11 protein-coding genes are annotated in these 14610 nt (G+C 58.3%); 10 read left to right on the forward strand and 1 reads right to left on the reverse strand.

Annotation, left to right across the window (positions count from 1 at the left end; genetic code table 11):
• Positions 1-63 precede the first annotated feature (63 nt).
• The 7 genes from K7H94_RS07875 (at position 64) to K7H94_RS07905 (ending at position 6318) form a co-directional block, all read left to right on the forward strand.
• Positions 64-786 carry an RNA polymerase sigma factor FliA gene (locus K7H94_RS07875; protein WP_021509900.1) on the forward strand — a complete coding sequence of 241 codons (723 nt, stop codon included), beginning with the start codon at positions 64-66 and terminating at the stop codon, positions 784-786.
• 49 nt (positions 787-835) lie between these two features.
• The gene (fliZ, locus tag K7H94_RS07880; protein WP_031280184.1) at positions 836-1339 is read left to right on the forward strand and encodes a flagella biosynthesis regulatory protein FliZ; all 504 of its coding nucleotides are present in this window, start codon (positions 836-838) and stop codon (positions 1337-1339) included.
• 131 nt (positions 1340-1470) lie between these two features.
• On the forward strand, positions 1471-2457 hold the full coding sequence (locus K7H94_RS07885; protein WP_222951916.1) for a D-cysteine desulfhydrase: 987 nt from the start codon (positions 1471-1473) through the stop codon (positions 2455-2457).
• A 148-nt stretch (positions 2458-2605) separates the two neighbouring features.
• Positions 2606-3406: a cystine ABC transporter substrate-binding protein gene (gene tcyJ, locus K7H94_RS07890; protein ID WP_021509903.1), complete on the forward strand. Its 801-nt coding sequence runs from the start codon at positions 2606-2608 to the stop codon at positions 3404-3406.
• Positions 3406-4074: a cystine ABC transporter permease gene (gene tcyL, locus K7H94_RS07895; RefSeq protein ID WP_058757420.1), complete on the forward strand. Its 669-nt coding sequence runs from the start codon at positions 3406-3408 to the stop codon at positions 4072-4074. Before tcyJ ends, tcyL begins: the two co-directional genes overlap by 1 nt.
• Positions 4071-4823 (forward strand): L-cystine ABC transporter ATP-binding protein TcyN, encoded by a 753-nt coding sequence (tcyN, locus tag K7H94_RS07900; protein ID WP_058780700.1) that lies wholly within the window; start codon positions 4071-4073, stop codon positions 4821-4823. The genes tcyL and tcyN overlap by 4 nt, the downstream gene beginning before the upstream one ends.
• Positions 4824-5235: 412 nt before the next feature.
• On the forward strand, positions 5236-6318 hold the full coding sequence (locus K7H94_RS07905; RefSeq protein ID WP_222951917.1) for an acyltransferase family protein: 1083 nt from the start codon (positions 5236-5238) through the stop codon (positions 6316-6318).
• A gap of 155 nt (positions 6319-6473) precedes the next feature.
• Here K7H94_RS07905 and putA read toward each other — a convergent pair whose 3' ends face one another.
• Positions 6474-10418 carry a trifunctional transcriptional regulator/proline dehydrogenase/L-glutamate gamma-semialdehyde dehydrogenase gene (gene putA, locus K7H94_RS07910; RefSeq protein ID WP_222952034.1) on the reverse strand — a complete coding sequence of 1315 codons (3945 nt, stop codon included), beginning with the start codon at positions 10416-10418 and terminating at the stop codon, positions 6474-6476.
• 446 nt (positions 10419-10864) lie between these two features.
• On the opposite strand from putA, the gene putP reads away from it, so the two are divergent.
• From putP to efeO, 3 genes are all read left to right on the forward strand, one after another.
• Positions 10865-12349, forward strand: a complete 1485-nt coding sequence (putP, locus tag K7H94_RS07915) for a sodium/proline symporter PutP (protein ID WP_222951918.1) — start codon at positions 10865-10867, stop codon at positions 12347-12349.
• A 256-nt stretch (positions 12350-12605) separates the two neighbouring features.
• Positions 12606-13439 carry an iron uptake transporter permease EfeU gene (gene efeU / locus K7H94_RS07920; protein WP_021509909.1) on the forward strand — a complete coding sequence of 278 codons (834 nt, stop codon included), beginning with the start codon at positions 12606-12608 and terminating at the stop codon, positions 13437-13439.
• A 51-nt stretch (positions 13440-13490) separates the two neighbouring features.
• The gene (gene efeO / locus K7H94_RS07925) at positions 13491-14609 is read left to right on the forward strand and encodes an iron uptake system protein EfeO (protein ID WP_104093194.1); all 1119 of its coding nucleotides are present in this window, start codon (positions 13491-13493) and stop codon (positions 14607-14609) included.
• Position 14610 lies beyond the last annotated feature (1 nt).

A 14610-nucleotide genomic window follows, 5' to 3' on the forward strand; every position in this document is an offset into this window, starting at 1 on the left:
AATCGAAACCGCTACAGAATTGGATAATCATGCCGATAACTTTATTAACGCAGGGTAGTCAACGTGAACGATCTCTATACCGCCGATGGCGTGATGGATAAACATTCGCTCTGGCAGCGCTACGTTCCTCTGGTGCGGCATGAAGCGCTGCGCCTGCAGGTGCGTTTGCCAGCCAGCGTTGAGCTTGACGATCTGCTGCAGGCCGGTGGTATTGGCTTACTGAATGCCGTGGAGCGCTATGACGCGCTGCAGGGCACCGCCTTTACCACCTACGCCGTGCAGCGTATCCGGGGCGCAATGCTGGATGAGCTGCGCAGCCGCGACTGGGCACCACGCAGCGTACGTCGTAATGCGCGCGAGGTGGCCGGCGCTATGCATCAGGTAGAGCAAGCGTTGGGGCGCGCGGCTACCGAGCAGGAAGTGGCTGAGCGGTTGAATGTTTCGCTGGAAGAGTACCGGCAGATTCTGCTGGATACCAATAACAGCCAGCTTTTCTCGTACGACGAGTATCGGGAAGAACACGGCGACAGTGCGGAACTGGTCACGGAGGGGCATGAGGAAGCCAACCCGTTGCATCAGTTAATGGAAGGAAACCTGCGTGAACGCGTGATTGAAGCGATTGAGGCGTTGCCTGAACGCGAAAAATTGGTGCTCACACTGTACTACCAGGAAGAACTGAACCTGAAAGAGATTGGCGCGGTGCTGGAAGTGGGGGAATCCCGCGTCAGCCAGTTGCACAGTCAGGCGATCAAACGCCTGCGGGCCCGTTTGACGGGAGCGCGCTAACAGACTCAGTTCCTGGGGAACCAAAAATAAAAAAACCGGGGACTCAGCAATGGGAGCCAAAGTTAAAGCCAGACCGTTAAGTCGCTACCTTAAAGACTACAAACACAGCCAAAGCAACTGTTCACACTGTGGCAAAGTTTTAGACCGTATGGCGTTAGTGTTCCGCGGCCAGATCATCAATAAAGAGGCCATCGCACGCATGGACCAGATGATTGACGATCAGGTATGGATGAAACTGCAGCCGGAACTGACGGCGCTGTGCCGTTTCTGCAGCGATATTTTTTGTAATACCCATCCGAATTACTTCGATATCATGGCGTTCAAACAATATCTGTTTGAGCAGACCGAGATGAGTCACAGTACCATTCGTGAATATGTGGTGCGTCTGCGTCGTCTTGATGACATGCTGAAAGCGAAAAATTTCCCGGCAGAAAGGTTACGGGGCAACAGCTGGCATGAGTGTCTGCAAAACGATCTGCCCGATGCGGGCAACAATAACTACCGTATTGCACTGCGCAAATATGACCAGTTCTTAGGCTGGCAGCGCGGCTAAGGGTGATTCAGCCCCGGTTACTGGTGAGCATGCCAGCAACCGGGGCGCGTCGCGATCAATTCCGGATGCGACTTTTCTCATCTTCTGCAACACTGTAGGGATAACTGCACATTGCCCGAATGGAGGCTGCATTGTCCTTACATCTTCTGCACCAGTTTCCCCGTCTTGAACTGCTTGGCGCACCGACGCCGTTAGAGCATTTGCCACGCCTGTCTGATTACCTCGGACGCGATATCTTTATTAAACGTGATGACGTCACGCCGGTGGCGCTGGGCGGTAACAAGCTGCGTAAACTGGAGTTTCTCGCTGCCGATGCGCTGCGTGAAGGCGCCGATGTGCTGCTGACCGCTGGTGCGATCCAGTCCAACCACGTGCGCCAGACGGCAGCCGTGGCGGCGCGTCTGGGCCTGAAATGCGTGGCGCTGCTGGAGAACCCGATTGGCACCGACGCCGCCAACTACCTGAGCAACGGCAACCGCCTGCTGCTGGACCTGATGGATGTCGAGGTCGTGATGGTTGATGCGCTGCATAATCCGCCGCAGCAGCTGGCAGAGCAGGCAGAACGGCTGGAAGCGCAGGGCTTCCGGCCTTACATTGTGCCGGTGGGCGGCTCGAATGCGCTTGGCGCGCTCGGCTACGTCGAATGCGCGCAGGAGATCGCCCATCAAAGCGAAGGCGTGGTGGATTTCGCTGCGGTGGTGGTGGCGTCGGGCAGTGCCGGGACGCATGCCGGGCTGGCGATCGGTCTGGAACAGCTGCTGCCGAATAGCGAGCTGGTGGGCGTGACGGTGTCGCGCAAGGTCGAGGCGCAGCTGCCGGTGGTGGAGCGCATTCGCAGCGCGCTGGCACAGCAGCTGGAGCTGGAAGCGCGTGCGCCGCTAACCCTGTGGGATGACTATTTTGCGCCGCGCTACGGCGAACCCAATGACGAAGGCATGGAAGCGGTGCGCCTGCTGGCGCGGCTGGAGGGCATCATGCTCGACCCGGTCTATACCGGCAAAGCGATGGCGGGTCTGATCGATGGCATCAGCCAGAACCGTTTCCGCCGGGAAGGGCCGCTGCTGTTTGTGCATACCGGCGGCGCACCGGCGTTATTTGCTTATCATCCTTCGGTATGAGACAGCAGCAAAAAAAGGTTTATAATCCAGCGGTTATTACAAAGAGCACATGCCGGAGCGGTACCCTTTATTGCGAGATAAAGCGCCGCGCCCAAAATGAGCGTTAATTAACCATAAGCACACAACACATCACAATAATGGGGTAAACATGGCTTTCTCTCCGATTCGTCGCCAGCTGGTGATGGGAATGATGGCGGTCGCACTGGTGGCGGGCGTGAACGTAAAAAGCTTTGCGGCAGAAGATTTGCTGGCGCAGGTCAAGAGCAAAGGTGAGCTGCGCGTCGGGCTGGAAGGCACCTATCCGCCGTTCAGCTTCCAGGATGAAAACGGCAAGCTGACCGGTTTTGAAGTCGAGTTTGCCCAGGAGCTGGCAAAACACCTCGGCGTGAAAGCGGATCTCAAACCGACCAAATGGGACGGTATGCTGGCCTCGCTGGATTCCAAACGTATCGACGTGGTGATCAACCAGGTGACCATCTCCGACGAGCGCAAGAAGAAGTATGACTTCTCCACGCCGTACACCATCTCCGGCGTGCAGGCGCTGACGCTGAAGAAGAACGCGGGCTCCATCACCAAACCGGAAGATCTGTCCGGCAAGAAAGTCGGCGTGGGTCTCGGTTCTAACTATGAGCAGTGGCTGCGCGACAACGTCAAAGGCGTGGATATCCGTACCTATGATGATGACCCAACCAAATATCAGGATCTGCGTTCAGGCCGCGTTGATGCCATTCTGGTCGACCGCTTAGCCGCGCTGGATCTGGTGAAAAAAACCGGCAATACCATGGCGGTGGCTGGCCCGGCGTTCTCCCGTCTGGAAGCGGGCGTGGCGCTGCGCAAAGGCAATGAATCGCTGCTGAAAGCGATTGATGGTGCCATTGCCGACATGCAGAAAGATGGCTCGCTGAGCAAGCTGTCTGAGAAGTGGTTCGGCGCGGACGTCACGAAATAATGCAGGAAAGTTTACAGCTGGTGCTGGATTCAGCACCTTTTCTGCTGAAAGGCGCGCTGTTCACGCTGCAGCTGAGTATCGGCGGGATGTTCTTCGGCCTGATACTCGGCTTCGTGCTGGCGCTGATGCGCCTGTCACGCTTCTGGCCGGTCAACTGGCTGGCGCGTTTCTATGTGTCGATCTTTCGCGGCACGCCGCTGATCGCCCAGCTGTTTATGATCTACTACGGTCTGCCGCAGTTTGGCATTGAGCTCGACCCGATTCCGTCGGCGATGATTGGTTTGTCGCTCAACACCGCGGCCTATGCCTCGGAATCGCTGCGTGGCGCGATTGCGGCTATTGAGCGCGGTCAGTGGGAAGCGGCCGCCAGCATCGGCATGACGCCGTGGCAGACGCTGCGTCGCGTTATTCTGCCGCAGGCGGCGCGCACCGCGCTGCCGCCGCTCGGTAACAGCTTTATCAGCCTGGTGAAAGATACCTCGCTGGCGGCCACCATTCAGGTGCCGGAGCTGTTCCGGCAGGCGCAGCTGATCACCTCGCGCACGCTGGAAGTGTTCACCATGTATCTGGCGGCTTCGCTGATTTACTGGGTGATGGCTACGGTGCTGTCGGCGCTGCAAAACCGGCTGGAAGCGCACGTCAATCGTCAGGATCGGGAGGCAAGATGAGTGCAATTGAAGTCCGTCAGCTGGTGAAACAGTTTCACGGCCAGACGGTGCTGCACGGTATCGATCTCGATGTCGCGCCCGGCGAAGTGGTGGCGATCATCGGTCCGAGCGGTTCGGGCAAAACCACGCTGCTGCGCAGTATTAATCTGCTGGAAGTGCCGGAAAGCGGCCTGGTCAAAGTCGGTGACATCAGCATCGACGCCAGCCTCGGCCTGCACAAGCAGAAGGATAAAGTGCGGCAACTGCGCCAGCAGGTCGGCTTTGTGTTCCAGAACTTCAATCTGTTCCCGCACCGTTCGGTGCTGGAGAACATCATTGAAGGGCCGGTGATCGTCAAAGGCGAAGCGAAGGCGGAAGCCATTGCGCGCGCACGCACGCTGCTGGAGAAGGTCGGTCTGCACGGTAAGGAAGAGAGTTTCCCGCGCCGGCTTTCCGGCGGTCAGCAGCAGCGCGTCGCAATTGCCCGGGCGCTGGCGATGCGTCCGCAGGTGATTCTGTTCGATGAGCCAACCTCGGCGCTGGATCCTGAACTGGTGGGCGAGGTGCTCAGCACCATCCGCGCGCTGGCGCAGGAGAAACGCACTATGGTGATCGTTACGCATGAGATGAGCTTCGCGCGTGACGTCGCCGATCGCGCCATCTTTATGGATCAGGGGCGTATTGTGGAGCAGGGCCCGGCGAAAGCGCTGTTCAGTAATCCGCAGCAGGCACGCACCCGGCAATTTCTCGACAAGTTTCTCAATCAATAATCTCTCCGGGCCGGTTCGCTGGCCCGAATTATTTCCCCGCTAGCAAAATATTAAATGCCGCGCTTACCTTTTTGACGCATTATTAAATTTATTTTCCGGCGATATAATTAATGCTGGTTTACTCCGCTGCGGAATGTTCTTAATTTCCGTGCGGCAATACGTGCGCGGCGCACCGTCAAATTACGCCATGAATGCTTAAATAACAGTCGTTCACGGGCGAAAATCCGGGCGGTCAGTTTATCTCTGGTACTGTAAAGTATTGTTATATCAGGACCAGCGAAAAAGTTTTAGGAGTTTCGCTAGAGTCAGTCCCTGCTGCTTGTTGAATAATCGTTGAATAACCATAAAGGCTTCACTGCCTGATTCTTCATTCTTCTCCTTTAAGACCTACACCGCAGCAGGAGTCAAAAATATGAATAACGCCAGGAAAGAAGATATTGCATGGGTGAATACCCTGAAAGGGGTGTGCATATTGCTGGTGGTGCTGTATCACACCGTATTACCGGGCTTTGAAGGCACGGTTAAATATCTCAGCGCCGGCTGGATCCCGGCGGAAATATGGGTGCAGTTTAATACGGTGTTATCACCGCTGCGTATGCCCGCCTTTTTCTTCGTCTCCGGCCTGCTTGCCACCAACGGCATTCTCAACCGGCCGTGGAAACAGGTATTTACCAGCCGCATTACCAATCTGTTCTATCTCTACGTGCTGTGGGGCTTTATTCAGTGGTGGTCGATTGTCGGCATTTCGACTGAAATCACCGGCCAGCGTATCTCGCAGAATCTCAACGCGGCTTACGCCGGTTCGCTGCTGGAGTTCCTTAAGCTGACCTTCCTGGCGATGAGCACCTCGTGGTACCTGTACGGTCTGGCGATCTACTTCCTGTGCGCCAAAATCTTCCGTCAGCACAAAGTGGCGCTGCTGGTGGCGGCGGTGGTGCTGAATTATCTGGCGGTGGAGAAGATCATTCCCTACTGGGGACCGCAGAGCGTGGCACAGTATTTCCTGTTCTTCCTGCTGGGCGCGTTCTGGAGCCCGCTGATGTTGCGCCTGAGTCAGCTGTGCCGCGAGAACCTTCTGCCGTGGGCCGCGCTGGCAGCGCTGTCCGGCCTGCACGTGATTTTTGGTCTCGATAAGAGCCTGTTCATGTGCATCATCGCGGTGCTGGTGAGCGTGGCGGCATGCCGCTGGCTCAACGCGCACTTCAGCATGCGTTACTTCAACTGGATTGGCCGCAACACGCTGCAGATCTACGTTATCCACCGCATTTTTATTGAGTTCTTCGGCATGTCGGCGATTCTGTTTGCGCAGCGCCATCATCTGTTTGAGCAGGCGTGGTTTGCACTGCTGTGGGCGTGCTTCTATCCGCTGGCAATTGTCGGCATCTGTTCGCTGTGTTCGGTGGCGGTGTGGTCGCTGACCAACCGCGGGCTGGGGCAGTCGCTGTTTGTGTTCCCGACGCTGATTGGTTTGAAACGCAGTAAGTCGGTGGCGTGATGTGCGCAGGTAAGTTTTAAAGTGGTACAAAAACGACGGAACGTTTCGTAGCGGCGCGATTCATCGCACAATGAATGGCGCCGCTACGGCCTTGTTGCAACTTGCGGTGTCCTTCACCGCTCTCCATTACGCCATCCATGGCGATCCTGCTTTACTTAACCGATAGTCATCAGGCTGGCGTTGCCGCCGGCGGCCGCGGTATTGACGCTCAGCGAGCGCTCAATCAGCAGACGTTCCAGCAGCAGATTGGTCTCGCCGCGGGCAAAGCCCTGCACTGACACAATCGCGCCTTCGCGGGCGGCAATCTGTTCGCACAGGCTGCGCAGCTGATCGGCATCGCCGTGATAGATCACCGCATCAAACTCCGCCGCCAGCACATCTTTCGCCAGCGTGATGCGCGCCTGTACCGCGGCCGGCAGCGACTGGCGCAGCGTCCGGTGCAGCTCGTCATCCTGCCACAGTGCCTGGCTACCGACGCTGGTGACCGCCGCCAGCTGAATCAGCGCATCCTGCTGGTTATCTGCGATACACAGCACCCGATCGCGCGGCAGCAGCGTAAAGGTGTTGCGCTCACCGGTCGGGCCCGGCAGCAGTCGCACGGTCCCGGCCTGGCTCAGCGCATCGTAACGCTGACACAGCGCCATCAGCTCCGGCTTATCCTGTGCCCAGCTCTGCAATGCCTGATGCGCGCTCAGCAGCGAGGTGCGCACGCTGCTGTCCACCGGACGTTCGGCATCCTGACGATCAAAGGTGATGCGCAGGGCGCCGTCCGGACGATGTGCCAGCAGGCGGTAGAGATAGAGCGGACCGCCGGCTTTCGGACCGGTGCCCGACAGGCCTTCGCCACCGAACGGCTGCACGCCGACCACCGCGCCCACCATGTTACGGTTAACGTACAGGTTGCCGACTTTCGCCCCGGCTGTTACCTGCGCAATGGTTTCGTCGATACGGGTATGCACGCCAAGCGTCAGGCCATAGCCCGAGGCGTTGATCTGCTCAATCAGCTGCGGCAGGTTGTTGCGCGCAAAGCGCACCACGTGCAGCACCGGACCGAACACCTCTTTATCCAGATCGCTGACCTGATCGAGCTCAATCAGCGTCGGTTTGATAAAGGTGCCGCTGTGCCACTCTTTGCTATCCTGCGGATGCTCCTGCACCGCCTGATACACGGTAAAGCCTTTATTACGCATCGCCTTGATATGACGCTCGATGTTGGCTTTGGCTTCAGCGTCGATCACCGGACCGACGTCGGTCGACAGACGCTCCGGATTGCCCATGCGGCATTCGGCCATGGCACCACGCAGCATCTTCAGCGTGTGGTCCGCCACATCGTCCTGGATGCACAGCAGACGTAGCGCCGAGCAGCGCTGGCCGGCGCTGTCAAACGCGGACGCCACGATATCTACCACCACCTGTTCGGTGAGCGCTGAAGAGTCGACGATCATGGCGTTCATGCCGCCGGTTTCGGCGATCAGCGGCGTCGGGCGACCCTGCGGATCGAGGCGGCCAGCCAGGTTGCGCTGCAGCAGGGTGGCGACTGCGGTTGAGCCGGTGAACATCACGCCGCGCACCCGCTCGTCGCCGGTCAGCTGCGCACCCACCGTTTCGCCCTGACCGGGCAGCAGTTGCAGCACGCCGGCCGGTACGCCGGCATCCAGCATAATCTGCACCGCCTGCGCGGCAATCAGCGGCGTCTGCTCGGCGGGTTTCGCCAGCACGCTGTTGCCCGCCGCCAGGGCGGCAGCAATCTGGCCGGTGAAGATCGCCAGCGGGAAGTTCCACGGGCTGATGCACACTACCGGACCGAGCGGGCGATGAGTTTCGTTATCGAAATCGTCACGCACCATGCCGGCGTAGTAATAGAGGAAGTCCACCGCTTCGCGCACTTCGGCAATGGCGTTGTTGTAGGTTTTGCCTGCCTCACGCACCAGCAAACCAATCAGCTGCTGCATCTGGTCTTCCATCGTCTGGGCGGCACGTTCGAGGATCGCGGCGCGCTCCTGTGGCGGCGTGGCGAACCAGATCGGTCCGGCATTCACCGCGGCATCCAGCGCACAGGAGACCTCTTCAGGGGTGGCTTCCCGCACGCTGCCGACGATATCCGCCGGCGTGGCCGGGTTGATCACCGCGCGGCTGCTGCCGCTACCCAGCTCGCCATCAATGATCGGCTGAGCCTGCCACGGCTGGCTGGCGCTGGAGAGCAGGGCGCTGGAGAGCGACGCCAGGCGGTGTTCGTTGGCCAGATCCAGACCGGCAGAGTTAACACGCTTGTCGCCATACAGATCGCGCGGCAGCGGAATCTTCGGATGCGGCAGGCCAATGGCGCCTTCTGCGACACCCATTTTCTCCACTGCAGCCACCGGATCGGCCACCAGCTCGTCAATCGGCAGCGTGTTGTCAGCGATGCGGTTGACGAACGAGGTATTGGCGCCGTTTTCCAGCAGGCGACGCACCAGGTAGGCTAGCAGCGTTTCGTGGGTACCGACCGGCGCATAAATCCGGCACGGCCGGTTCAGCTTGCCATCGGCCACTTTGCCCACCACCTGCTCGTACAGCGGTTCGCCCATGCCGTGCAGGCACTGGAACTCGTACTGGCCAGGATAGTAGTTGTTGCCCGCCAGCTGGTAGATCGCCGCCAGCGTGTGGGCGTTATGGGTGGCAAACTGCGGATAAATCAGGTTAGGCACCGCCAGCAGTTTACGCGCACAGGCGAGGTAGGAGATGTCGGTGTACACCTTGCGGGTGTAAACCGGATAGCCTTCGAGGCCTTCCATCTGCGCGCGTTTGATTTCGCTATCCCAGTAAGCGCCTTTCACCAGACGGATCATCAGACGACGGCGGCTGCGCTGCGCCAGATCCACCAGCGCGTCAATCACAAACGGACAGCGCTTTTGATAAGCCTGAATCACGAAACCGATGCCGTTCCAGCCTTCCAGCTCCGGCTCAAAACAGAGTTTTTCCAGCAGATCGAGCGACAGCTCCAGGCGATCGGCTTCTTCGGCATCGATGTTAATGCCGATGTCATACGAGCGCGCCAGCAGCGTCAGCGATTTCAGGATCGGATAAAGCTCTTCCATCACCCGCTCATACTGCGCGCGGCTGTAGCGCGGATGCAGCGCCGACAGCTTGATGGAAATGCCCGGACCTTCATAAATGCCGCGCCCGTTGGAGGCTTTACCAATAGCGTGGATCGCCTGCTGATAGGAGATCAGATAGGCTTTGGCATCGCTGGCGGTGAGTGCCGCTTCGCCCAGCATGTCATACGAGTAGCGGAAGCCTTTCTCTTCCAGTTTGCGCGCGTTGGCCAGCGCCTCGGCGATGGTTTCGCCGGTGACGAACTGTTCGCCCATCAGGCGCATCGCCATATCCACGCCTTTGCGGATCAGCGGTTCGCCGCTCTTGCCGATGATGCGGTTCAGCGATTTAGACAGGTTGGCTTCATTGTGCGTCGAGACCAGACGCCCGGTAAACAGCAGGCCCCAGGTGGCGGCGTTGACGAACATCGACGGGCTGCGGCCCAGATGGGACTGCCAGTTGCCGTTGCTGATTTTATCGCGGATCAGCGCATCGCGGGTGGGCTTGTCAGGAATACGCAGTAGCGCTTCCGCCAGGCACATCAGCGCTACGCCTTCCTGAGACGAGAGCGAGAACTCCTGCAGCAGGCTTTGCACCATGCCGGCGCGTCCGGTTGCCCCTTTTTGGTGCCGTAGCTTGTCCGCCAGGCTGTAAGCCAGCTGGTGGGTTTTCTCTGCCAGCGGGGCAGGGAGACGCGCCTGCTCCAGCAGCATCGGCACCGCATCGGTCTCCGGACGACGCCACGCGGCGGTGATGGCCGAGCGGCTGACCGACTGCGGCAAAATGTGTTCGGCGAAGTCGAGGAAAGGCTGGAAACTCTCTTCCGGTACGCGCTCATCGTCTGCGGCATCATTCAGCTGCAGCGGGATCTCCGCCAGCGTTTCTCCCGCTTCCAGCTGGCCGAGATAGTTAAAAATTGCCTGCTTGATCAGCCAGTGTGGCGTGCGGTCAATCTTTTGCGCCGCCAGTTTAATGCGATCGCGGGTGGCTTCATCCAGCTTCACCCCCATGGTGGTGGTTCCCATGATTTCCTCGTCCTCAAAGTGTGAATCAACTTCAGCGTGGGCTGCACTATCACTCATGTTGCAACTTTGTGCAACCGTGTTAAATGTGACCTCGGTTGCACGTTTTTAACCGGCTTTTTTTGTTAACGCAGCAAAAGCGGCACGGAACTTGCTGCAAGAATCTCGCCAGAGTTGCAACCCACCGCAACAAAACGCATCCTGGCTGACATCAGGTGCAACTTAAAATGTGAACAGGCGCAACCTGTGAGCATGAAAAATGCAAAGTCAGGTGAAACCCAGGTAACAGCTGTGTTAAATGCATTGTGCGCGTCGCACCTTTGCGGCAGGATACCGCGCCTTATGAGAAATCGCTTTCTCTGGATGCGGTAAAGCCCTGACGTTATCCCGTTCCGGTAACGCAGGAAAAAGATTTCTCTTAAGAGATCAAATAATAAGTGGAGAGACAGATGACAGTAAGTACACCGATGCTGGTGACATTTATCATTTACATCCTCGGGATGGTGTTGATTGGTTTTATTGCGTACCGCTCAACCAAAAACTTTGACGACTATATTCTGGGCGGTCGCAGTCTGGGCAGCGTGGTAACCGCGCTGTCGGCCGGGGCCTCGGACATGAGCGGCTGGCTGCTGATGGGACTGCCGGGCGCGATTTTTCTCTCCGGGATCTCTGAGAGCTGGATTGCCATCGGCCTGACGATTGGCGCGTGGCTGAACTGGAAAATTGTTGCGGGTCGCCTGCGCGTGCAGACCGAGCATCACAATAATGCTTTAACCCTGCCAGACTTTTTCACCAGCCGCTTCGAAGACCACAGCAAAATTTTGCGCGTCATCTCGGCACTGGTCATCCTGATCTTCTTCACCATTTACTGTGCCTCGGGCGTGGTGGCGGGTGCGCGCCTGTTTGAAAGCACCTTCGGCATGAGTTATGAAACCGCACTGTGGGCTGGCGCGGCAGCAACCATTCTCTATACGCTGGTGGGCGGCTTCCTGGCGGTGAGCTGGACCGATACCGTGCAGGCCAGCCTGATGATTTTTGCGCTGATTCTGACGCCGGTGATTGTGATTATCGCTGTCGGTGGCCTGGATGATTCGCTGGCTGTGATTGAAGCGAAAAGCCTGGAAAACCTCGATATGCTGAAGGGCCTCAACTTCGTGGCGGTGATTTCACTGCTCGGCTGGGGGCTCGGCTACTTCGGCCAGCCGCATATTCTGGCGCGCTTCATGGCCGCAGACTCGCACCGTTCTATTCGTACCGCACGCCGCATCGGCATGGCCTGGATGATCCTGTGCCTGGCCGGCGCCGTCGCGGTGGGCTTCTTCGGCATCGCCTATTTCCAGAACCATCCGAATCAGGCAGCGGGTGTGAGCGAAAACGGCGAGCGCGTGTTTATCGAGCTGGCACGTATTCTGTTCAATCCGTGGATCGCCGGTATTCTGCTGTCAGCCATTCTGGCGGCGGTGATGTCGACCCTGAGCTGTCAGCTGCTGGTGTGCTCGAGCGCGCTGACCGAAGACCTGTATAAAGGTTTCCTGCGTAAAAATGCCAGCCAGAAAGAGCTGGTGTGGGTTGGCCGTTTGATGGTGCTGGTGATTGCGCTGGTGTCGATTGCGCTGGCCTCCAACCCGGAGAACCGCGTGCTCGGCCTGGTGAGCTACGCCTGGGCAGGCTTCGGGGCCGCATTCGGTCCGGTGGTGCTGTTCGGCGTGTGCTGGAAGCGCATGACGCGCAACGGCGCGCTGGCCGGCATGATTATCGGTGCCGCCACGGTGCTGATCTGGAAGCAGTACGCCTGGCTCAATCTGTATGAAATCATCCCGGGCTTCCTGTTTGCCAGCATCGCGATTGTTGTGGTGAGCCTGGCCGGTCGCGAACCGTCGGCTGAAGCGCAGCAGCGTTTTATTGCTGCCGAAGCGGAATACAACATCAAATAACGGTGATGGCCTGAGTAAAGCGGGGAGCGCGAGTGCCGTGCTCCCCGCACTGTTAGTGTCACGTCCTCTGCGCGCGATTCATCGCCTAATCTGTCACTCCGCTCTGACTTTCCCGCATCGCTACCTGACCCGCAAAAGCAAAATTAATTTCGCGCGGTGACTTGTATTTTCATCCGCGATAATGATAATCGATATCGTTCGCACTTTACGTATTTTTACCTAAGGTTTACCCTCCTTAACATTCAAGAGGTTGGTGATGTTCGTTCCCTTTCTCATTATGCTGCGCGAAGGTCTCGAGGCAGCGCTCATCGTCAGCCTGATTGCCAGCTATCTCAAACGCACCCAGCGCAGCCAGTGGTTCCCCGCGATGTGGGCTGGCGTGTTTATCGCTGCGGCGCTGTGCCTCGCGCTCGGTATTTTCATCAACGAAACCACCGGTGAATTCCCGCAGAAACAGCAGGAGCTGTTCGAGGGCATCGTGGCGGTGATTGCCGTGGTGATCCTCACCTCGATGGTGTTCTGGATGCGCAAGGTGTCGCGCAATATCAAAGCCACGCTGGAAAAATCCGTCGATCAGGCGCTGCAGAAGCCGGGCGGCAGCGGGTTGCCGCTGGTGCTGATGGTGTTTCTCGCCGTGGCGCGTGAAGGGCTGGAGTCGGTGTTCTTTCTGCTGGCGGCCTTCACCCAGGATGTCGGCTATGCGCCACCGATTGGCGCGGTGCTGGGTCTGGCGACCGCCATCGTGCTCGGCATGCTGATTTACTACGGCGGCGTGCGGCTTAACATGGCGCACTTCTTCCGCTGGACCAGCCTGTTCATCCTGCTGGTGGCGGCCGGACTGGCGGCGGGGGCGATCCGCGCCTTCCACGAGGCGGGACTGTGGAACCACTTCCAGGCGACCGCGTTTGACTTCAGCAACACGCTCTCTACCCATTCGATCTTTGGCACGCTGCTGGAAGGCATTCTGGGTTATCAGGAAGCGCCGAGCGTCAGCGAAGTCGCAGTATGGCTGATTTATCTGATCCCGGCGCTGCTGCTGTTTTTCTTCCCGGCGCGTCCGGCACCCAGCGCTGCACGTTCGGTGCGCTAAATTTTCGCAGGCGCGCGTGCGCCTGTACCTTCATGTAACAGGGATATGACTATGACGATTCGCTTCCGCCGTAAGGCGCTGTTGCTCTCAATGCTGGCGCTGTCCGGTGCCGCTTCTGCCGCTGCCGTACCGCAGGTCACGGTGACGGTCACTGACAAGCAGTGCGAGCCGATGTCGCTCAACGTGCAGGCCGGTAAAACCCAGTTCATCATCAAAAACAACAGCCAGAAAGCGCTGGAGTGGGAAATCCTCAAAGGCGTGATGGTGGTGGAAGAGCGCGAAAACATCGCGCCCGGCTTCAGCCAGAAGCTCACCGCCAACCTGGAAGCGGGTGAATATGACATGACCTGCGGCCTGCTCACTAATCCGAAAGGCAAGCTGGTGGTCAGCGGTGACAGCAAAACCGCCAGCAGCGGCAAGCCAGATGTGCTGCAGCTGGTCGGGCCGATTGCCGATTACAAAGTCTACGTGATGGCAGAAGTGAGCGCGCTGGTGGCCGGCACCAAAGCCTTTACCGACGCGGTAAAAGCCGGTGACGTGGAAAAAGCCAAAGCGCTGTATGCGCCGACGCGTGTGCACTATGAGCGCATCGAGCCGATTGCCGAACTGTTCTCTGACCTCGACGGCAGTATTGACGCGCGTGAAGATGACTTCGAGAAAAAAGCGGAAGATCCGAAATTTACCGGCTTCCACCGGCTGGAAAAACTGCTGTTCGCCGACAACACCACCAAAGGCGCGGACGCGTTCGCTGACCAGCTGTATAAGGATGTGCAGGATCTGCAAACCCGCGTCAGCGAGCTGGCCTTCCCGCCGGCGAAAGTGGTCGGTGGCGCGGCAGGCCTGATTGAAGAGGTAGCGTCCAGCAAAATCTCCGGTGAGGAAGATCGCTACAGCCGTACCGATCTGTCCGATTTTCAGGCCAACATCGACGGCGCACAGAAAATCGTTGATCTGCTGCGTCCTCTGCTGCAAAAAGCCAATCCGCAGCTGCTGGCGAAAGTGGACGCGAACTTTAAGAAGGTGGATGGCATTCTCAGCAAATACCGCACCAAAGACGGTTTTGCTTCCTATGAAAAGCTGACCACCAGCGACCGTAATGCGCTGAAAGGGCCCATCACCACGCTGGCGGAAGATCTCTCCCTGCTGCGCGGCACTTTAGGTCTTGATTAAT

It is taken from the genome of Pantoea dispersa (assembly GCF_019890955.1).
Classification (GTDB): Bacteria; Pseudomonadota; Gammaproteobacteria; order Enterobacterales; family Enterobacteriaceae; genus Pantoea; species Pantoea dispersa.

Bases quoted from the DNA above. Each gene is read 5' to 3' on its own strand.
- fliZ (WP_031280184.1), top strand. From the start codon at position 836: ATGGGAGCCAAAGTTAAAGCCAGACCGTTAAGTCGCTACCTTAAAGAC.
- tcyJ (WP_021509903.1), top strand. From the start codon at position 2,606: ATGGCTTTCTCTCCGATTCGTCGCCAGCTGGTGATGGGAATGATGGCG.
- tcyL (WP_058757420.1), top strand. From the start codon at position 3,406: ATGCAGGAAAGTTTACAGCTGGTGCTGGATTCAGCACCTTTTCTGCTG.
- tcyN (WP_058780700.1), top strand. From the start codon at position 4,071: ATGAGTGCAATTGAAGTCCGTCAGCTGGTGAAACAGTTTCACGGCCAG.
- K7H94_RS07905 (WP_222951917.1), top strand. From the start codon at position 5,236: ATGAATAACGCCAGGAAAGAAGATATTGCATGGGTGAATACCCTGAAA.
- putA (WP_222952034.1), bottom strand. From the start codon at position 10,418: ATGGGAACCACCACCATGGGGGTGAAGCTGGATGAAGCCACCCGCGAT.
- putP (WP_222951918.1), top strand. From the start codon at position 10,865: ATGACAGTAAGTACACCGATGCTGGTGACATTTATCATTTACATCCTC.
- efeU (WP_021509909.1), top strand. From the start codon at position 12,606: ATGTTCGTTCCCTTTCTCATTATGCTGCGCGAAGGTCTCGAGGCAGCG.
- efeO (WP_104093194.1), top strand. From the start codon at position 13,491: ATGACGATTCGCTTCCGCCGTAAGGCGCTGTTGCTCTCAATGCTGGCG.